This is a genomic window from Petrotoga miotherma DSM 10691, from assembly GCF_002895605.1.
In the GTDB taxonomy this organism is placed as follows: domain Bacteria; phylum Thermotogota; class Thermotogae; order Petrotogales; family Petrotogaceae; genus Petrotoga; species Petrotoga miotherma.
This window is the reverse complement of record NZ_AZRM01000009.1, coordinates 20,892-39,080: the sequence shown is the minus strand read 5'-3', so window position 1 is coordinate 39,080 and position 18,189 is coordinate 20,892. Positions and strand designations below refer to the sequence as shown.

The window sequence follows — 18,189 nt, the reverse complement described above, 5'->3', positions numbered from 1 at the left end:
TTCGTGAGAAAGCCTTTATTTTTCACCATTTTTCCTGCAGAGTTACTTCTTGCCGGCAAATAATTCCTAAATTCACAATCTTTTACTTCAAAAACTTATTTTGTTACTTTTTTAAATCTTTTAAGCTTTTTCAAATGTTGCTTTTTTCACAAAGTAAATACATCAATCAAACATTTACCATACTTCTTCTACACCACTTACAACCGTCCAGTGTTCTACTCCATCTGTTGATCCTGTAATGTGACCATCTCCACCAAAAACAAATATTCCACTCATTAGCAGACCTGTGATCAACAAAACAACAAAAAATTTCTTCATCCTCTTTTACCCCCTTAGATTATTCTTTTAATTAAAGTCTAAAATTTCAAATAATCCAACCCTTCACTTTAATCATACACTTTCCCATATGGTTTTCAACTGTTTTTTTAAGTGGGTTCAAATATTTATTAATAAAGTATTATAGAGATCGGTCAAAAAAAGCTTACGTTAAAATCAAATTTGACAATTTTTGTTATCTTTAAATTACTTATATTTTCTTTTTCTTTTTATTATCTGTATTATGGTACAATTATGTTTGAATGGTTTCGGTCTATTTTTAGAAAATTTCTATGTTGAATTGAAGTAAACGAATATTCTATTATTATAACATTGTGTAAATATTTCATGAGGATAAGGAGGTTCTTAGAATGAATCTTCGATCTTTAATTGAAATTGTGAATAAAGGACAGTTCATAAGACCAATTTTGAATTATGTTGTTCATTACTTAGAAAGTGATAGATCAGATAAAAATAAAAACATCGTCAATTACATAAACGTTTTGAAATTAAAATGGGATGTTCAATACGATGAAGCCCTTGAGATAATAGATGAAGAGATAAAGGGATTGAAAAAAGGTGGTTTGCACTGTTTAATGATAGGTATTTTAGTCAATCTTTCTAAGAATGAAGAGATTAAAGAAGTATTCAATCAATTGAAGGAAGAATTCGCCACACTTCCTAAGTATTTAAGAGGAATAGTCGTTGAGAAGTTAAAGAATGTTCGTGAGTTAAATTTTGAAGAAAAAGACTTGCAAACTATTAGAATTTGGAGTGAAAGTTATGAAAATACTCTTACCACCAAAAGCTTCATATTGCTATCAAAAGCAAGAGGAAAAAAGAACGAAGAGCAATACAATGAAACAGTTTCTTTGAACGTTGAAGCATTTAAGATTTTAAAAACTATTCCACATCCTTCTGGTATGGTGCAAGCTTTAAACAATTCATCTTGGTGGTTGAAAGATATTAACAAAGAAAAGGCTTTAGCTTTTACCTTTCCATTGGGATTCTATCTTGGTTACTATTTCCATGATGATAACTTTAATGTTTTCAATTCCCTTGATACTACATTTCAAGTACAAAAGAATAATAACGACCCTTTGGTTTATGAAACCTCTTTTATCTTTTCGAGGTGTTTATCTCAACTCAACAAATCTGAAAGTGAACTGATAAAGAATACTTTTAAAGATATCATTAACCAATTAAAGTACTTTGTATTCAATTTGGATAACAACCAACACAGAAGTACACCAAAACTGAGAGATTTCATAAGGAAAGAGATAGGAAAAGAAAAGATACCCATTGATTCAATAAACGTTTCTGAAAGAACGTTGAAAGAGTTTTTATCTGCAAAGACAAAGTACATTCAACCAAATACCTTGAGAAACATAATAGATGCTCTTGAGTTTGAAATCAACACATCCACACCTTTGTGTATAATCAAAGAATTGAAAAAGAAAGACATAGATAAAAAGTTTAAGGTAAACTTTGAAAATTTTAAAAATCTTCCAAAAGAAAGACAAATATCAGAACTCTTTACCTCTTACCTCGTTCATTACTACAAAGAAGAGATTGATCTAAAAAAGATAATTAAAGATATAAAAGATACGGGTTTGATCAAAGAAAGATGTGATTACTACACGAAAGAGTTAATAAACTCTATCTTTGAAAGAAATCCAAAGATAGATTTTAATCCTTTACTAACAAACGTTCAAGAACCAAAAATCTACACAAACAAAAATATAACCTTCAACGAACATCCTTTTTATTTGGGAAAGAAAGAAGTTGTAAAAATGTTTATGAAAGACTTAAATAAAAAGAATTTAAAAGAGTTCATCGAAAATTACCTTGGTCTTGATACAAGACAAAAAAAGACGATAGAAAAATTCATAATGAATTACGGTAGGTACTATGATTTGAAGGATATACCAAAAGAATTCACACCGAAAGTACCAAAAGAGATTGATCCATTCGTGAAAAAATACACGTTGAAAAGAAAACCTTCTGCTCTTTCTTTTTATGTGTTTGAAGGGGAAGAAAGAGAAGAATTCATACAAATTATCGGCAATTTATTCTCCTGACTTTGACAGTTGGGCGATGATTTTTTAGTAAACTAAACGGAAGAAAGCGGTGCAAAAAGCACCGCCAAATATTTTTAGAAGAAAAGTCTACCCATTTCGTATAATTCTCGACTTATCTCTTTGTTCTTCAAAATTTCTTCCGTAAAGGGTTTTTCCACTACATCAAAACCATCCAAACCTAAAGCCACGTTAGATTTTCCTTTTTTAACAGCATCTATGGCGGTTACACCAAATTTAAAAGCCAAGTATCTATCAAAAGATGAAGGAGTTCCTCCTCTTTGTAAGTAATCCAAATCAACCGTTCTACATTCCACATTTTGCAGATTAGATTTTATATACTCTGTGACTAATTCTGCTGGTTTCATGTATTGACGAACTTTTGGATCGTCTATTATATTTTGAACCACTTCTGGGAGTTTGACTTTTTCTTCTACAACGACTATGGAAAATCTTCTACCTGCAGAATATCTCTTTTTAATATTTTCAATCATATCTTTAGGGTCTAACTCGAACTCTGGTACTATTATATAATCAGCACCACCTGCCATTCCACCAATTGTAGCCAACCATCCTGCTTCGTCTCCCCCGGTTTCTACAACTATTACCCTATGACCTGCACTGGCAGTTGAATGAAGTTTATCTAATGCATCGGTGACGATCTGTAATGCAGTTAGAAAACCAACGCTTAGATCCGTCCAGTATAGGTCGTTATCAACGGTGGCAGGTATTATTATCGAAGGTATCCCTTCGTTCGCCAATTTTAAGGCGATATTTGCTCCAGTATGGCCTGTTAACAATATCAGACTAGTTATTTGATATCTCTCAAAGTTATTTTTCAACTTTTTCAGATCGTTTGGATTAACAGTAGGATCGTATTTTGAAGAACCCAAAATTATTCCACCTTCAGGTAATTTACCTGAGACATGTTCTTTGGCCAAGATTGTTAATTTATCTTCAACGAGACCTAAAAATCCGTCGTAAACACCGACAACTTCTATATCCTCTTCGGCGCCTTTAACGATGAGTGCTCGGATTACGGCATTTAAACCCGGGCAATCACCACCTACATTCAAAACAGCAACTCTTTTCATTGTTATATGCACCTCCAAATTTTAATTTAATTATACTAACTTTAGGAACTCTAAAACCTTGTGTTAGCGCCCCTTCGCCCCGCTCCCCACCCATAAGGAAAATAATTTTCATTCCCTTTGCCTGCTCCTCCCAACCAGAAGGATGAAAGGGTATTTACACCACACATATTAAATAAGAGTTTCACTCAAAAATTCTAATTAAGACAGGAATGATTACTATAGAAACTATAGACATGAGTTTTATTAAAATATTTATGGAAGGTCCTGCTGTATCTTTTAAAGGGTCCCCCACAGTATCTCCTACAACAGAAGCTTTGTGAGCCAAAGACCCTTTCCCTCCATATTTTCCTGTTTCTATTAACTTCTTAGCGTTATCCCAGGCACCTCCAGAGTTAGCCATGAATATAGCTAACATAACGCCTGAACCTGTTGTTCCCGCTAACATTCCAGCAACAGCTTGCTTGCCTAATAAGAAGTAAACAATTATTGGAGCTATTACGGCGATTAAAGAAGGAAGTAGCATATATTTCAAAGCCCCATCGGTAGCAATCTTTACACACTTACCGTAGTCTGGATCAGCTTTTCCTTCCATTAATCCAACAATTTCTTTAAACTGTCTCCTTACTTCTTCAACCATCAGATTTGCAGCGTTACCAACTGCTTTCATCACCAAAGAGGAAAACAGGAAAGGAAGCATAGCACCGACTAACAAGGCTGTAAATACATTTGCATCATTCAAATCAACTACTGAAATATTTGTTACCTGCAAATAAGAGGCGAACAAAGCCAATGCCGTTAATGCAGCCGATCCTATTGCAAAACCTTTCCCCATCGCGGCGGTTGTATTTCCAACAGCATCCAACTTGTCCGTTCTTTCTCGAACGTATGGCTCTAAATGAGCCATTTCTGCAATTCCACCTGCATTATCAGCGATAGGACCGTAAGCATCGATTGATAAACTCATACCCAATGTTGAAAGCATTCCAACAGCTGCAATAGCTATTCCAAAAAGGCCATAAACGTAGAATGAAATTACAATAGCTGTTCCTATTAAAAGAATAGGGAAAAGCGTTGATTCCATCCCTAAGGCAAGACCATTGATAATTAACGGAGCCGAACCTGATGGAGCACTTTTAGCGAGCTCTATTACAGGTTTTTTTGCAGTGTAGTATTCAGTGAAAACCCCTATAAGTATGCCAACTACCATACCTATAATAACAATTAAACCGCCTGAAAAATCTCCGAAGACAATTTTAGATAAGAAAAAGACAACTATCGCTTGAAGAAATGCAGTCATATATGTACCAAAGTGTAGGGCCTTTTCAGGCTCAACTTCCTTTGCTTTTTTGATGTAGTAGTTAACAAAAATAATACCAAAAATTGATAATATCAAACCTGATGAAGCAACAAAAAACGGAAAAAGGGCTCCCTTAGTAGAAAAAACGATACTTCCTAAGACTGAGGCAGAAAAAATAGAACCAACGTAGGATTCGTACAGATCAGCTCCCATACCTGCAACATCTCCCACATTATCTCCGACGTTGTCAGCGATAACTGCTGGATTTCTTGGATCATCTTCTGGAATATTTGCTTCAACCTTACCAACTAAGTCAGCTCCTACATCGGCAGCTTTTGTAAAAATGCCCCCTCCAACTCTTGCAAAGAGTGCCACAAAAGATGCTCCCATGGCGTAGCCACTCATTAATTCAGTATTTCCTTTGCCAAGAAAAAATATACCTCCCAATCCCATTAATCCTAAAGAAGTAACAATCATTCCCATAACCGCTCCACCATTAAAAGATACAGCCAATGCGTCTTTTAAATTGTTTATTGCTGCATTGGTTGTTCTGGCATTGGCTCGGGTAGCTATTGACATCCCTAAAAAACCTGATAAAACTGAAAATACCGATCCTAAAATAAAAGACAAAGCCATTTGATAAGAGCTTACAAACCACAAAAAAGCAGCGAATAAAAATATAACAACAAATAGGATCCTATATTCTGAAAATAAAAAAGAGCGAGCTCCCACTTGAATTATTTTCGAAAGTTTTTGCATTCTTTCATTCCCAGGAGATTTTTCTAAAATATTGAAAACTAAAAAAACGGTAAAAATTAATCCGATAAACCCAGATATAACCGATATGATTTGAGAAATAGCACCCATACTCTTCCTCCTTCTGAAATCTAGTCTATTGCCTAGAGAAGCTCTAAAGCTAATAGATAGCGCCCCTTCGCCCTGCTCCTCGTTAAGAAACGGGAAACTTCCTTATAAGTAGTCATAGAACTTATGCGAAAGATCTTATTTAGTTTTTTAGATTATACCATAAAAAAACTTGACATTTTAAAAGTTTTATTGTATAATGCTTATGCAAATCAATTGCAAAAACAAATAATTTGCATTTTGCGGTATTAACAGTTTAACGTTATTCATGTTTATCTCGAAGAGGTGAAATTTCCATGAGAAATACAAAAGCTCGCAGAGACATTTTAGGCGTGTTAGATGAGTACGATTATCCGCTCAACGCCGAACAAATTTATGAAAAACTCAACGAAGATTATGATAAATCTACAATTTACAGAAATCTGAAAAATTACGAAAAAAATGGAGAGATTAAATCCATTGTTTTTTCCGACAAAATCAAATATTTTTTTAAGGGAGAAGGGCATTTCCATTTCATATACTGTATAAAATGCAAAAAATTTGAAAGGTTCGATCTATGCTACTCCGAACAGATGAGTAAATATATAAAAGAAAGATTGGGTTTCAAAGTTTTGACTCATACCCTTTATTTTGAAGGAATATGTAAAAAATGTCAGAAGATTACCACAGACGACCAGTATGATAATCTCGATGAGTAGAAATATTTTTAAAGTAACCAAAAATATAAAAAGTAGGTGAGAGAAGGTATGAAAAAAACGATTTTAACAACCGTTGTTTTATTAACTTCGTTCCTAGTATTCGCTTTAAACGTTTCAACGTCGATATTACCCTATTACTATGTAAGTAAAGAAATAATACAAGAAAAAGGTCAAGTGAACCTTGTTGTTCCTCCAGGTAAGAGTCCACACACATACTCGCCAACACCAAAGGAATTAGTGCCCTTGTACGAATCTGATATTTTAATTACAAACGGTTTAGCTTTAGAAATTTTTATCTCTAATCTAACCAAGAATCTGGAAAAGCAGGGTGTGAAAATAACTCAAGTTTCCGATTTCATTCCACGTGAAGAACTCATAAGTATGAGCGGAATTGACGAAGATCATGACCATGAAGAGTTTGCATACAACCCGCACATTTGGTTAGATCCATATATTATGTATACCTACATCGTTCCAGGTTTGGCAGAGGTTTTTGGAGAATTAGATCCTGTAAATAAAGATTACTACGCTCAAAACGCTGAAAGATATATAAACAGATTGATTTTGCTTGATAAATACCTTGCTGAAAAAGCGAAGGTCATCGATGGTTCAATATTCACGCTTCATAACTCCTACGATTATTTTGCAAGAAGATACAATATAAAAATTGCTGGTGTGATTCAACTCTCTCCTGGGGTCGAGCCTACTCCAAAGCAGTTAGTTGAATTAACGAACGTTGCTAAAGAGAAAAATGTTAAGGCTATTTTCAATGAACCTCAACTTAGCGATAAGGCTGTGAGTGCTGTAGCTGAAAACTTGGATTTAAGTATAGGGGTTTTGGATCCTTTAGGGAGTGTGGAAAGAGTATTCGATTTAGAATCTCTGTACGTATACAATTTGTTTGAAATCATACGGGTGGTGAATTATGGCTACTGATCCTTTAATATCCGTTAGAGATTTGAATTATTCAGCTGAAAACAACAATATACTGATCAATATATCTTTTGATATTTATAGAGGAGACTTTGTAGGGATAATTGGGCCTAATGGAGCTGGAAAATCAACCTTAATAAAAACTCTAATTGGAGAAATCGAAGATTATACAGGAGAAATAAAGATAAATGGGAAAATAGGGTACGTTCCACAATCGGAAGAGAAGGAAAGGGATTTTCCCATCAAGGTATATGAAGTCGCCTTAATGGGTTTGTACAATGAAGTTGGACCATTTAAAAGGTTTAAAGAAGAACATTATGAAAAAGTAAGACAAACCCTCAGACTTTTACAAATTGAGCATCTATACGACAGGCTGGTGGGGAAACTATCTGGAGGAGAGTACAGAAGGTTGATGGTCGCTAGGGCTTTGGTTTCCGATCCTGATATATTAATACTGGACGAACCTGAAGCCAATATCGATAAAGAAGGGCAAAATATACTGTATGGAACTCTTAGAGATCTCAAAGAAAATAGTGATATGAGTATAATTATAATAAGTCACGATTTGAACATGATTTTCAAAGAAACAAACAAAATTATGTGCATGAACAAAACCCTGCACTGCCATAAAAGTACCGCTGATCTTGATATCAATGATTTGCGATCTTTGTACTCTAAAGATTTTGAACTATTTATTCACATCAATGAAAAGATGAAGGTGGTTAGCAATAAAGATGATTGATATTCTAAGTTACCCTTTTATGAGATACGCCTTAATTGGTGCCATTCTTTCAGGTTTTGGCAGCGCGTTGTTATCAAATTTCATAGTCCTAAAAAAGATGGAGTTTATTGGAAACGGAGCGGCCCATGTGGCGTTTGGTGCTATCGCCTTTGCTCTTTTCTTTGGATTAAATATGAATCTTTTGTCTATAATAGTTGCCATTATATTTGCAATAACTATACATCAACTGGGGAAGAAAGAAAGAGTGCAAGAAAATAGCGTGATAGGTATGCTCTTATCGCTTTCTATGGCTATAGGTATAATTTTACTTTCATTCAAAAAAGGATACGTTCCCGAAATCGATAGTTTCTTATTTGGCGACGTATTAATGATAACTCAAGAAGATTTGATTTTATTGGGAATTTTTGACTTACTTATTCTTTTTATGGTTATTTTTTTAAACAAGGAGCTTAAATATTACTCGTTCAATCAAAGATTAAGTAAAATATTTGGGGTACCCGCAAACATAATAAACTTAGTGTTTTTAACGATCACATCTGTTACAATAGTTGTTTCCGTTAAAATAATAGGTATCATACTAATAACGGCTCTACTTATAACCCCTGGTGTTATAGCGAAACTTTATGCAAAAAGTATAAACCAAATGTTGATAATATCCGTAATAGTCGGTGTTTTCTCATCTGTTCTGGGTATTTTTTTATCTTATTACTTAAACGTTCCATCAGGCCCAATGATAGTCCTGACAATGTTTCTAATATTTCTAATTGCATATCTTTTAAGAAAAACTGTTCTAAAGTCTTTTGCTCAATAGATACTTTTTGCTTTAAGTCACAACTTGCACTATAAAGAAAATATTCTGCTCTTTTTAAAAAATTATTGAGAGAGCAGAATATTTTTTTCTTTCAACTAGTTAATATCTTATTTTAAACGCTTATCAATTGTTCCATCAGGTAGCATATTGTCCGGATGGTACCTCCCCGTTTCTTCCATTTGGTAGCGTACGCAACTTTTGTAGTCACCATGACAATAATTTTCTATCCACTTTTTATCTAATTTACCCTCATCATAATATCTCTTCATTGGACAAACTATATACCATTTGCAAGTCATAATAATATTCTCCTTGTTTTTTGACGTTCTTTTTTATCCCTTCTTATTGTATTCCAAGGTTTCTTTCAGCTTCTCTCAACACTTCACCGTTTTCATTCACAGCCTCGTAAGCTCCATTAATTACAGCGGCTTTTATTTGCCCTTTGGCAACAGAGTTGCCTTGTAATCCAACTGCATCTAAAATTCCTTCTTTTACCGCTAAATAAAGAGTTTCAGGATCAGTTAAAGGATCCTCTTTTTGAGGGGAGAGACTTTTAATTTTTTCTATTATGACCATGGCTTCTTCTTTCAATAAATTTACCCTTTTTTTGATCTCAGGATCGCTGGCAAAATCAGGTAAACCACGAGATGCCAAAGAGTTTGCCCTTTTTACCATCTTCACACTTTCTATTATTTCTTTTGAAGTTGCCCTTTTCATTGCTTCACAGTACGCCACCACGTGGATTATATGTGGTTGTAAGTAAGTTGAATAAAACATGGAAGAAACAAGTTGACCCATTGCGCTGTTGGGATCGGCTGGAAAAGAAAGAAGTCCAGTTCTTATCATCCTGTAAGGTGTAAAGGTTTCATCCTTTAGTGTTTCCACCAATTCTAATTTAGCTAAAGACTTAGCTATATCCATCTTTGGAGATAACTTTGGAGGAGTGTTCATCATATATTGTTGAACATACCATCTTACACCAAGTTTTTTCGCTACATAAGCAGCTAAATAAGTAGTTGCAACAGCCAAACTGTCGTGTGCATACCTTAGTTCCCATTGGTGGGCGTCGTTAATTTCTACAGGGATGTTGTTCATGGCATTCCACTTTATTCCTTCCATATTTTCTTTTATCGCATCTAATAAGTTCCTTTCAGACCTTCTATCAAGTTCAGAATACCAAAATATGGGTATCGCTGCCCATGCGTTGTTGATAGTTCTTTTTAAAACTTGGGAAAATTCGACCATGTGGTTGGTTCCTGAGTAACATCTTACTAAAGGATAATTGCCTCTTCTACTGGCTTCATACATGGCAACAAAGTCTTTTTCATTTCTAATGGGAGCTCCTCCTGCCCCATCTTGGTTGGGGTCCATCTTTTCTTGATCAAAAAAGTATTGCTGACAGTTTTGATCAGGTGCCAAAGAGATGATATCCAAGAGTTCAGATTCTGCGAGTTTTTTGATCTCCTCGATGGTTTCCTCCATTGTTTGAAGCCCAATATGGTGCCTAATTAACGGATATGGGGATTTAAAGGCGATCCTTTCATCTAAGGTTGAGGGAAAATTTCTCTCTTCTTTATATTTAATTTGACCTCTTAAAAATAAAACCACATCTTCTTCTTCCTCTGAACCGTCAAAGATCTTTTTAAAGAAATCATATTTTCTTGCAACCTGTGAGGTTTCAACAGTTCCTCCGAAGATAAAATCAATCTTTTCATAATTTTTTAATTTTTTTGTCTTTTCTATAAATTCTTTTATAAGATTTTCGAAGGCATCTGCTCCCAAACGGTAACTTATTGAAACAACATCTGGGGTTTCTTCGTCTATCTTTTTAATAATTTTCTCGATTGGAACCGCTCCACCTAAGTAAATAACCTCATACCCTTCATTTCGAGCTAATTCCAAAAAGTTTAAAAGACCTGCTGTATGTACGTCACTTCCCATAGAAGCACCAAGGATCTTTTTCATCATTCTCCCTCCTCAACAAGTCTTATTATGTCTTCTATGCTCATTCCTTCTAAACCCAAATCTTTTACGGTTCTACCCTCTTTCCAAAAATTTTTTCCCATCATTATATTGGCAAGATTTATGATAGAATCAATTACAGGGGTCTTGACACCATATTCTTCTCCAAAAGATGAGATAGGTACAAGACTCATTGGAAGATCTTCAAGAATATACCTGTTATCCAACGTTGGCGGTGCATATATACCTCTATAACCAACATTGTTTCTAATAGCTTCGTATAAAGAGTTACCTCTTACATCGTATGCATAGTTTAGCCAATCCTTTGCAGTCATGGGATCGGCGTTGAAAAGCTTCATAACCTTACATCTTTCCTCATCTATTTTTTCTAAAACCTTTGCTACGGATGGAGAGATCCCTTCGAAGTAGAATTCAAACTTTCCTGCTGTTGTTTCAACCCTTGCTGCATTCAATATTAATGTAGCAGGGTGAAAAACAACTCCAATATTGTTAAAACTGGTGTAAATTACATTCTTAACTATTTCAAACTCAGGTATGGCAGTACACAATACTTCTTCTAATTCAGCATTTCTGGTAGCAGGTAGTGCAGAAACAGGAACGGCGTTTTTTATCCTAAACACTTTAGCTACTCCAGGATTGGACATTCTTGAGGCAAAAATGAAAGTTTGAGCTTCGGCAAGTATGACGTCTTTTTTTACGTTTTCTTCTTTCAATACATTGTTGAATTCTAAGGCACCACCTGTTCTACCGGGATTTAACACTATTATTTGGCCATCTTCTAAATAAGGGGCCATCCTCTTTGCTATCTCTTTATGTGCGAAGGCAGGAACAACTACCATAATTAACTTTCTTCCCTTTATTGCTTCTTCCATATTTGTTGTAGCAAAAGATATATGATATTCACCTACTACTTGACCTTCTATTCTTATTGAATGTGAGTCTATGATGGGAGATATTCTCCTTTTTGACCTATTAAAGAGAGATACATCGAACCCTTTCATGGCTAAATATCCAGCTAATGCCTGGCCTCCATTACCCGCTCCAACCACCGCTATCTTAACCATATAACCACCTCCATATTGTAATTCACTGTGTAGATATATATTATAGCAAGATAAATTGATTGTTGCAAAAATTACCTTTTCATTATATATTTTACATCATTTTTAGAAAATTATTTATACCGCCTTTAAAAACTCTAAAACTTGTTTGGCGCCCTTCCCCCCAGCACCCACCCATGAGAAATTATAAGGGCTTAATTGAAAATTAAAAGTTTACTTGACGTTACACTCTAATTGGAGTATAATACTCAATAAGGAGTATTAATAAAGGGATGGAGGGATAGAGAATGGAAACTTTATGGTTTTTTATAATAGTTGGATTCCTTGCCCAAGTCGTAGATGGAGCTTTGGGAATGGCTTATGGTACTATTTCAAATGCTTTATTGTTATCTGTTGGCGTACCTCCTGCTATCTCAAGTGCCTCAGTTCATTTTGCTGAGATTTTCACAACATCTATATCAGGATTTTCTCATCTAAAACTTGGTAACGTTGATAAAAGCCTTTTCAAAAAACTTTTGATACCTGGTGTAATAGGGGGAGTTTTGGGAGCTTATATTTTGACAAATATAGACGGAGACAAAATCAAACCGTTCATTGGCATCTATTTATTGATTATGGGGATAAGAATATTGTACAAAGTTACCACCATGCATAAACATTCAGAAGAGAAGATTACAAGAAGGAGGCATTACTCTATCTTAGGTCTTTTAGGAGGCTTTTTCGATGCCATTGGAGGTGGAGGATGGGGGCCTATCGTTACATCAACGTTAGTTTCTGATGGAAAGAATCCGAGAAAGACTATAGGTTCAGTGAATGCTGCTGAGTTTTTTGTTACTATTTCTGAAGTTGTGGCATTCTTTGCCTTGCTATCACAATTCAATTGGAGCGTTATTATTGGATTAATTATTGGGGGAAGTTTGGCAGCTCCAATCGCCGCTTTGATAACCAAGAAAATTCCTGCTAAAGTGTTGATGATTTCTCTTGGTTGTATTATTACTTTTCTAAGCATTAGAATGATCGTATTTTAATTTCAATCAGACAAATAATTATAAACTATCGAATTAAAAAAATCGGTAATTTTGTTGATTTTTAGAATTTTGTTGTTGCTTATAAAAATCCCGTAGCTAGCGTGATTGGCATCATCAGGACCAATGTCATTGTCGTATGTGTAAATGCTTTCATTACCTATGCTACCTTGACATCTCCAAGATAGATCATCAAAGTAAACAATCAAATCGGGAGGAATATTATTTAGCTTATTATAAATTTTTTGGGGTTCATACACGTTTGTATTCATCTCATTTCCATCTTCATTCTTAATGTCTTTCAGCTCTTGTATAAGCTTAGTTTTGAAATTATCTAATTCATTTTTTTCAATTACTCCCAAAGGTTCCCTGCCTTTTATGTTGAAAAATAGCTTGCCATGGTAGCCACCATTTCCCCACACCTTGGTTTTATTCCAATCTATCTTTTTTTCTCTTATCAATTTATTTATAGAAACGGGCTTTTTTGGATACTCCTTTAAAACCAAATATCCTTTCTTAATGAGCCAATCGTTAATGGCTATGCCACCGTACATAGGTTTTATACCGTGATCTGATACTATTATAACGTCATAATCGCCTTGAATACCATTCAAAAACTCTCCTATCTTGTTGTCTAAATGAATATAATAATCTCTAATAGCTGAATTAAATTGGCTTTTTATATGCTTGGGATGCTTTTTATCGTGCAAAGTCCAGAACCCGTGGTGAATTCTGTCTGTCCCCATTTCAACCATTACAAATAAATCCCAGGGTTTGTTTTTTGCTAAATAATTCGCAATTTTAAAATGATTATTTGTCATTTCGTAGATATCTTTTAATAGTCTTTCTTTATCTTCGGTTCTAAAATCATATACATCAAAAATGAAATTTCCTGTATTGGCTAGTAATTCATTTTTTAAATATTTTGGATAAGTATAATTGGATTCAAAAGAAGGCGTTAAAAATCCAGTAATCATGTTTCCTTTCAAGGCAGAAGGAGGGTAAGTTAACGGTACGCCTATCACGATGTTTTGTTTGCCTTTTTGTGTAAAAATATCCCACAATTTTTTATATTTCACGCTTTTGGAAGAAACCAATGAGAAAGAGTGATAATCATAATTTTGCCTATTTGTAAAACCATATATTCCAAGCTCACCAGGATCTTTACCTGTAAACATGCTCATCCAGGCTGGAACGGTTATTGGAGGGATAGTTGACTCTAATTCATTGTACACTCCATTTTTCATAATTTTTCTTAAATTGGGTAAATCATCGAAAAACTCATCAAAGATTAAATTTGGTGAAGCACAATCTAATCCGATGATTACGATTTTTTTGTTCATTAAGCCACTCCTTTTAAAGAAGCTATAGACAAATAATAACACAAAGATCTTTCAAAAAGAAAAACCTTTGATTAATCAAAAACGACGTGATATAATACAGTTAAAAGAAACATTTGGAGAGTGACTTTCATGTCTGATAAGGTGACCTTAAAAATACCAAAACCGTTGTATGATAAACTTAAATCCATAATAGAAAATACTGGTTATTCCAGTGTTACAGAGTTTGTTGTGTTTGTGCTTAGAGATTTGGTATCCTCTGAAGAAATCCAGCAAACCAAAAAGAATAACAAATCCACTAACCAAATTGAAACATTGACTGAAGAGGAAATAAAGGCGATCAAAAAAAGATTGAAGAATTTGGGTTATATAGATGAATGATATCAACTACTCACTGCATCTATAAGCAGCGGGTAGATGTAGAATTTTATGTTTCTCATCGTAGATTGAGAGGATTTTTTCAATAGAATATTTAAAATTAGTTTATAACATTATTTTCTAGTATCCCTATTTTCTCTATTTTAACTGCCACTTTATCTCCAATATTCATCGGTCCCACACCTGAGGGTGTGCCTGTGGCAATTACATCTCCGGGATTTAGGGTCATTATTTTTGATATGAAACTTACGAGTTTTTCCACAGAAAAGATCAATTGATTAGTATTTGAGTTTTGCTTGATTTGATCGTTGAGTAAAAGTTGAATATATAGGTTACTTGGATCAATATCCGTTACAATTGTGGGACCAAAAGGCGCAAAAGTATCAAAGGATTTTGCTCGTGTCCACTGTCCATCTTTCTTCTGCAAATCCCTAGCGGTAACATCGTTAAAGCAAGTATACCCTAGGATATGTTCTTTTACGTGGTCTTCTTCTATGTCTTTGATTTTGTCTTTAATTACAACCGCAAGTTCTGCCTCATAATCTACTTGATTGCTCATTTTTGGGTATATAATACTCTCTTTTGGTCCAATCACAGCAGTTGACGGTTTTATGAAGAGAACCGGTTCTTCTGGGATTCTGTCCTTCATTTCTTCCGCATGATCTCGATAGTTTAAGCCAACACAAACGATCTTGCTAGGAGTACAAGGAGCCTTTAACGTAACCTCATTGAGGGTGTAGACATTATCGGTAACTGTGAATTTGTCAAAGATATCGCCGTTAATAACTTTTATAATGTTTTCTTCCAACACGCCGTAACTTATTTTTCCATCTTTTTGAAATCTGACGAGTTTCATAATTTTACCTCCGTTTTTGTTTTTGATAACCGCCTTTAGAAATTCTAAAACTTTGTATATAGCGCCCCTTCGCCCCACTCCCCACCCTTCTAAGGAAGAGCCTGCGGTCCCTAACCCAGCAGGGGAATAGCTTTTGATCGCGGGTTACCTTGTTACTTCGTTGTGTTCTTTTATATATTTTTCAAGGGTTTTAATATCTCTGTATTCATTATACATCCAGTTTGAGTATTTTAAATCATCTGGTATAATTGATTTCATTTCTTCTAAATCGTCTTTTGTTGTCATGGGTGGGTATAGTGTGGTTCTTAAGATTAGATCACCTTTGAAATCTTTTAGTAGATTCAAACTTTCTTTTAGTATAACACAATTTCCACCGATAGTTTTATACTTTTGACAGCTGGTTTTCATGTCTAACGCTATCATATCTACAATATCTATAACCGTAATTAAAACTTTTGGATTGTGTCCGTTGGTATCAAGCTTTACCGAAAATCCCATATCTTTTATTTTAATGATAAAATCTCTTATATCTTTTTGTAGAGTTGGTTCTCCTCCGGTGATGACAACCCCTTCTAAAATCCCGACTCTTGATTTCAAATAAGAAAATATACTTTCTTCGTCAACCAATTGGCCTGCGAAAAAAACTAATTCAGGATTATGACAATAGGGGCATCTTAGGTTACAATAGGGACAAAATAGCACGGCAGCTATTTTGTCCGGGTAATCAATAAAGCTTACTTTTTGCATAGATGCGATTTTCATACGTTATACTCCAATCTTTCTTTGAATTCTTGCTGTTTTCCTTTATTCCAACTTTTCACAGGCCTGTAATATCCAACAACCCTTGAATAAACTTCGGTAGGTTTGCCACAAATGGGACATTCAAAATGTTCTCCTGCAATGTAACCATGGGTTTCGCAAATGGAAAAAGTTGGCGTTATGGTCATATATGGAACAGGATATTGACTAAAAGCTTTTTTAATAAAAGTTTTTAAAGTACTTGCTTGGGGTTTTTCCTGCAAAAAGATATGTAATACTGTACCGGATGTGTATAAAGTTTGCAAAGGTGCTTGATGTTCAAGTACTTCAAATGGGTCTTCGGTGATTCCGACTGGTAAAAATGTCGAGTTTGTGTAGTACGGTTCATTATCACCTGAAGTTATTATGTCAGGATAAAGTTGCTTGTCTTTTTTCGCTAACCGATAAGATGCTCCCTCTGCAGGTGTCGCCTCTAGATTGTATAGGTTTCCAGTTTCTTCTTGATAATCTTTCAAAACCGATCTCATATAATTCAAAACTTCTATTGCAAATTCTTTTCCTTCAGTGGTTTCAATACCTCTTCCCATGAAATTTAAAAGTGATTCATGCATTCCTATTATTCCTATGGTTGAAAAATGGTTGTTGAAATGTCCCAAATAAACTTTTGTATAATGCATAAGATTTTTGGAAAGATTTTCTTCTACCACGTATCTTTTTATTTCTAAAGAAGTTTTCGCTAAATCCATCATCGATTTTAAGTTTTCAAAATATTCTTCTTTGGTTTTAGAAATATACCCTATTCGAGGAAGATTGATTGTTACTACACCTATGGAACCTGTTTTATCTGCTGAGCCGAAAAGTCCTCCACCTCTATTTTTTAATTCCCTTAGATCGAGTTGTAACCTGCAGCACATACTTCTTACATCGCCCGGATTTAATGAACTTGAGATGAAGTTTTGGAAGTAGGGTAACCCATATTTGGCTGTAGCTTCCATCAATAAATCAACATTTTCACCTTCCCAATCGAACTCTTTGGTAATATTGTAAGTTGGGATGGGGAAAGAAAAAATTCTGCCATTTGCATCTCCTTCAAGCATAGTTTCCAAGAAGGCTTTGTTCACCATATTCATCTCTTTTTGATAATCTCCATATACTCCAATTTCCTTTCCGCCAACAATTGCAGGTTCATTTTTTAGATCATCAGGAACTGTCCAATCAAGCGTGAAATTTATAAAAGGTGGTTGTGATCCCCATCTAGAAGGTACGTTCATTGCGAAGACCATTTGTTGAATGAACTGCTTCACCTCGTCATAACTTAATTTATCTGCCCTCACAAAGGGTGCAAGTAAAGTGTCTACGGAGTTAAAAGCCTGAGCGCCTGCAAATTCCATTTGCATAACACCCAAAAAATTCACCATTTGTCCAGTCAAGGCAGATAGATGTTTGGCAGGTTTGGCATTAATTTTCCCTTCCACACCCCCAAAACCTTTCTTTATTAGATCCATGAGTGACCATCCTGCACAGTAAGCGACTATACCATGGGATAAGTCATGAATATGTAAAGCACCGGATGAATGAGCCTGTGATATTTCTGAAGGGTATATTTCATTTAACACATAATTTGCCAAAGCACTCCCTGCTAAGTGTAAGTACAAACCCGGATAGGAATAAGTAGTGTTTGAATTTTCGTTGGTTCTCCAATCTTCCTTTTTAATGTATTCATTTATCGTTTTCTCTACGTCAAAACTCATTTTTTCTGCATTTGAATAATTCTCTAAGCTGCGTTTTTTCTGTTCTTTAATTAAATATTCTTTTCTTGAATCCCCTTCAGGACGTTTCTTTATAGTTACGGGTTTCAACAACAAACTGTCTTTGATAGAATCTAAATCCATATTTTTTCAACCCCCTTATATTTATGTATCAAGTTAATTTACAAAAGACTCAATTTATTGTGC

At 34.7% G+C, this 18,189-nt stretch carries 17 protein-coding genes; 7 read left to right on the top strand and 10 right to left on the bottom strand.

The window, feature by feature from the left end:
• Nucleotides 1–174 precede the first annotated feature (174 nt).
• A complete protein-coding gene (locus X928_RS10035; protein WP_169926258.1) occupies nucleotides 175–318 on the bottom strand; it encodes a hypothetical protein in 144 nt (47 codons plus the stop codon).
• 368 nt (nucleotides 319–686) lie between these two features.
• On the opposite strand from X928_RS10035, the gene X928_RS01440 reads away from it, so the two are divergent.
• Nucleotides 687–2,396 carry a hypothetical protein gene (locus X928_RS01440; protein WP_103078161.1) on the top strand — a complete coding sequence of 570 codons (1,710 nt, stop codon included), beginning with the start codon at nucleotides 687–689 and terminating at the stop codon, nucleotides 2,394–2,396.
• A 74-nt stretch (nucleotides 2,397–2,470) separates the two neighbouring features.
• On the opposite strand, the gene X928_RS01435 is transcribed toward X928_RS01440, so the two are convergent.
• Together X928_RS01435 and X928_RS01430 are read right to left on the bottom strand one after the other, a co-directional pair.
• Nucleotides 2,471–3,487 carry a 6-phosphofructokinase gene (locus tag X928_RS01435; RefSeq protein ID WP_103078160.1) on the bottom strand — a complete coding sequence of 339 codons (1,017 nt, stop codon included), beginning with the start codon at nucleotides 3,485–3,487 and terminating at the stop codon, nucleotides 2,471–2,473.
• 181 nt (nucleotides 3,488–3,668) lie between these two features.
• Nucleotides 3,669–5,651 carry a sodium-translocating pyrophosphatase gene (locus X928_RS01430; RefSeq protein ID WP_103078159.1) on the bottom strand — a complete coding sequence of 661 codons (1,983 nt, stop codon included), beginning with the start codon at nucleotides 5,649–5,651 and terminating at the stop codon, nucleotides 3,669–3,671.
• 293 nt (nucleotides 5,652–5,944) lie between these two features.
• Here X928_RS01430 and X928_RS01425 point away from each other — a divergent pair, with 293 nt between their 5' ends.
• Genes X928_RS01425 through X928_RS01410 form a run of 4 tightly spaced genes read left to right on the top strand, consistent with a single transcriptional unit; the run spans nucleotide 5,945 to nucleotide 8,832 of the window.
• On the top strand, nucleotides 5,945–6,346 hold the full coding sequence (locus X928_RS01425; protein ID WP_103078158.1) for a Fur family transcriptional regulator: 402 nt from the start codon (nucleotides 5,945–5,947) through the stop codon (nucleotides 6,344–6,346).
• 48 nt (nucleotides 6,347–6,394) lie between these two features.
• Nucleotides 6,395–7,282 (top strand): metal ABC transporter substrate-binding protein, encoded by an 888-nt coding sequence (locus X928_RS01420; RefSeq protein WP_103078157.1) that lies wholly within the window; start codon nucleotides 6,395–6,397, stop codon nucleotides 7,280–7,282.
• Nucleotides 7,272–8,021: a metal ABC transporter ATP-binding protein gene (locus X928_RS01415; protein ID WP_103064973.1), complete on the top strand. Its 750-nt coding sequence runs from the start codon at nucleotides 7,272–7,274 to the stop codon at nucleotides 8,019–8,021. Before X928_RS01420 ends, X928_RS01415 begins: the two co-directional genes overlap by 11 nt.
• Complete coding sequence (locus X928_RS01410) at nucleotides 8,014–8,832, top strand: metal ABC transporter permease (RefSeq protein WP_012208812.1); 819 nt, start codon at nucleotides 8,014–8,016, stop codon at nucleotides 8,830–8,832. The genes X928_RS01415 and X928_RS01410 overlap by 8 nt, the downstream gene beginning before the upstream one ends.
• Before the next feature lie 107 nt (nucleotides 8,833–8,939).
• Here the strand turns inward: X928_RS01410 and X928_RS01405 are convergent, their stop codons facing one another.
• The 3 genes from X928_RS01405 to X928_RS01395 are packed head-to-tail and all read right to left on the bottom strand — an operon-like array spanning nucleotide 8,940 to nucleotide 11,879.
• Nucleotides 8,940–9,131, bottom strand: a complete 192-nt coding sequence (locus tag X928_RS01405) for a uracil-DNA glycosylase (protein WP_103064972.1) — start codon at nucleotides 9,129–9,131, stop codon at nucleotides 8,940–8,942.
• Nucleotides 9,132–9,174: 43 nt separating this feature from the next.
• On the bottom strand, nucleotides 9,175–10,797 hold the full coding sequence (locus X928_RS01400) for a cobalamin-dependent protein (protein ID WP_103078156.1): 1,623 nt from the start codon (nucleotides 10,795–10,797) through the stop codon (nucleotides 9,175–9,177).
• Entirely contained in the window at nucleotides 10,797–11,879 is a 1,083-nt protein-coding gene (locus X928_RS01395; protein WP_103078155.1) for an NAD/NADP-dependent octopine/nopaline dehydrogenase family protein, read from the bottom strand. The genes X928_RS01400 and X928_RS01395 overlap by 1 nt, the downstream gene beginning before the upstream one ends.
• A 284-nt stretch (nucleotides 11,880–12,163) precedes the next feature.
• Here X928_RS01395 and X928_RS01390 point away from each other — a divergent pair, with 284 nt between their 5' ends.
• Nucleotides 12,164–12,904: a sulfite exporter TauE/SafE family protein gene (locus tag X928_RS01390; RefSeq protein ID WP_103064969.1), complete on the top strand. Its 741-nt coding sequence runs from the start codon at nucleotides 12,164–12,166 to the stop codon at nucleotides 12,902–12,904.
• Between the two features lie 2 nt (nucleotides 12,905–12,906).
• Here the strand turns inward: X928_RS01390 and X928_RS01385 are convergent, their stop codons facing one another.
• On the bottom strand, nucleotides 12,907–14,244 hold the full coding sequence (locus X928_RS01385) for an alkaline phosphatase family protein (protein ID WP_103078154.1): 1,338 nt from the start codon (nucleotides 14,242–14,244) through the stop codon (nucleotides 12,907–12,909).
• 129 nt (nucleotides 14,245–14,373) lie between these two features.
• Here X928_RS01385 and X928_RS01380 point away from each other — a divergent pair, with 129 nt between their 5' ends.
• Entirely contained in the window at nucleotides 14,374–14,622 is a 249-nt protein-coding gene (locus X928_RS01380; protein ID WP_233186668.1) for a CopG family transcriptional regulator, read from the top strand.
• A 97-nt stretch (nucleotides 14,623–14,719) separates the two neighbouring features.
• Here the strand turns inward: X928_RS01380 and X928_RS01375 are convergent, their stop codons facing one another.
• The 3 genes from X928_RS01375 to X928_RS01365 all read right to left on the bottom strand — a co-directional run bounded on the left by X928_RS01375 (nucleotide 14,720) and on the right by X928_RS01365 (nucleotide 18,126).
• Nucleotides 14,720–15,475: a fumarylacetoacetate hydrolase family protein gene (locus X928_RS01375; RefSeq protein ID WP_103064980.1), complete on the bottom strand. Its 756-nt coding sequence runs from the start codon at nucleotides 15,473–15,475 to the stop codon at nucleotides 14,720–14,722.
• A 144-nt stretch (nucleotides 15,476–15,619) separates the two neighbouring features.
• Nucleotides 15,620–16,237, bottom strand: coding sequence for an anaerobic ribonucleoside-triphosphate reductase activating protein (locus X928_RS01370; RefSeq protein ID WP_103064967.1), 618 nt, complete (start codon nucleotides 16,235–16,237; stop codon nucleotides 15,620–15,622).
• The gene (locus X928_RS01365; RefSeq protein WP_103064966.1) at nucleotides 16,234–18,126 is read right to left on the bottom strand and encodes a ribonucleoside triphosphate reductase; all 1,893 of its coding nucleotides are present in this window, start codon (nucleotides 18,124–18,126) and stop codon (nucleotides 16,234–16,236) included. Before X928_RS01365 ends, X928_RS01370 begins: the two co-directional genes overlap by 4 nt.
• Between the last annotated feature and the right edge of the window lie 63 nt (nucleotides 18,127–18,189).

Excerpts from the sequence above, each read along its gene's own strand:
- X928_RS01400 (WP_103078156.1), bottom strand. The coding sequence starts at position 10,797 with ATGAAAAAGATCCTTGGTGCTTCTATGGGAAGTGACGTACATACAGCA.
- X928_RS01410 (WP_012208812.1), top strand. The coding sequence starts at position 8,014 with ATGATTGATATTCTAAGTTACCCTTTTATGAGATACGCCTTAATTGGT.
- X928_RS01365 (WP_103064966.1), bottom strand. The coding sequence starts at position 18,126 with ATGGATTTAGATTCTATCAAAGACAGTTTGTTGTTGAAACCCGTAACT.
- X928_RS01395 (WP_103078155.1), bottom strand. The coding sequence starts at position 11,879 with ATGGTTAAGATAGCGGTGGTTGGAGCGGGTAATGGAGGCCAGGCATTA.
- X928_RS01430 (WP_103078159.1), bottom strand. The coding sequence starts at position 5,651 with ATGGGTGCTATTTCTCAAATCATATCGGTTATATCTGGGTTTATCGGA.
- X928_RS01385 (WP_103078154.1), bottom strand. The coding sequence starts at position 14,244 with ATGAACAAAAAAATCGTAATCATCGGATTAGATTGTGCTTCACCAAAT.
- X928_RS01370 (WP_103064967.1), bottom strand. The coding sequence starts at position 16,237 with ATGAAAATCGCATCTATGCAAAAAGTAAGCTTTATTGATTACCCGGAC.
- X928_RS01375 (WP_103064980.1), bottom strand. The coding sequence starts at position 15,475 with ATGAAACTCGTCAGATTTCAAAAAGATGGAAAAATAAGTTACGGCGTG.
- X928_RS01425 (WP_103078158.1), top strand. The coding sequence starts at position 5,945 with ATGAGAAATACAAAAGCTCGCAGAGACATTTTAGGCGTGTTAGATGAG.
- X928_RS01380 (WP_233186668.1), top strand. The coding sequence starts at position 14,374 with ATGTCTGATAAGGTGACCTTAAAAATACCAAAACCGTTGTATGATAAA.
- X928_RS01420 (WP_103078157.1), top strand. The coding sequence starts at position 6,395 with ATGAAAAAAACGATTTTAACAACCGTTGTTTTATTAACTTCGTTCCTA.
- X928_RS01390 (WP_103064969.1), top strand. The coding sequence starts at position 12,164 with ATGGAAACTTTATGGTTTTTTATAATAGTTGGATTCCTTGCCCAAGTC.
- X928_RS01405 (WP_103064972.1), bottom strand. The coding sequence starts at position 9,131 with ATGACTTGCAAATGGTATATAGTTTGTCCAATGAAGAGATATTATGAT.
- X928_RS10035 (WP_169926258.1), bottom strand. The coding sequence starts at position 318 with ATGAAGAAATTTTTTGTTGTTTTGTTGATCACAGGTCTGCTAATGAGT.
- X928_RS01435 (WP_103078160.1), bottom strand. The coding sequence starts at position 3,487 with ATGAAAAGAGTTGCTGTTTTGAATGTAGGTGGTGATTGCCCGGGTTTA.
- X928_RS01415 (WP_103064973.1), top strand. The coding sequence starts at position 7,272 with ATGGCTACTGATCCTTTAATATCCGTTAGAGATTTGAATTATTCAGCT.
- X928_RS01440 (WP_103078161.1), top strand. The coding sequence starts at position 687 with ATGAATCTTCGATCTTTAATTGAAATTGTGAATAAAGGACAGTTCATA.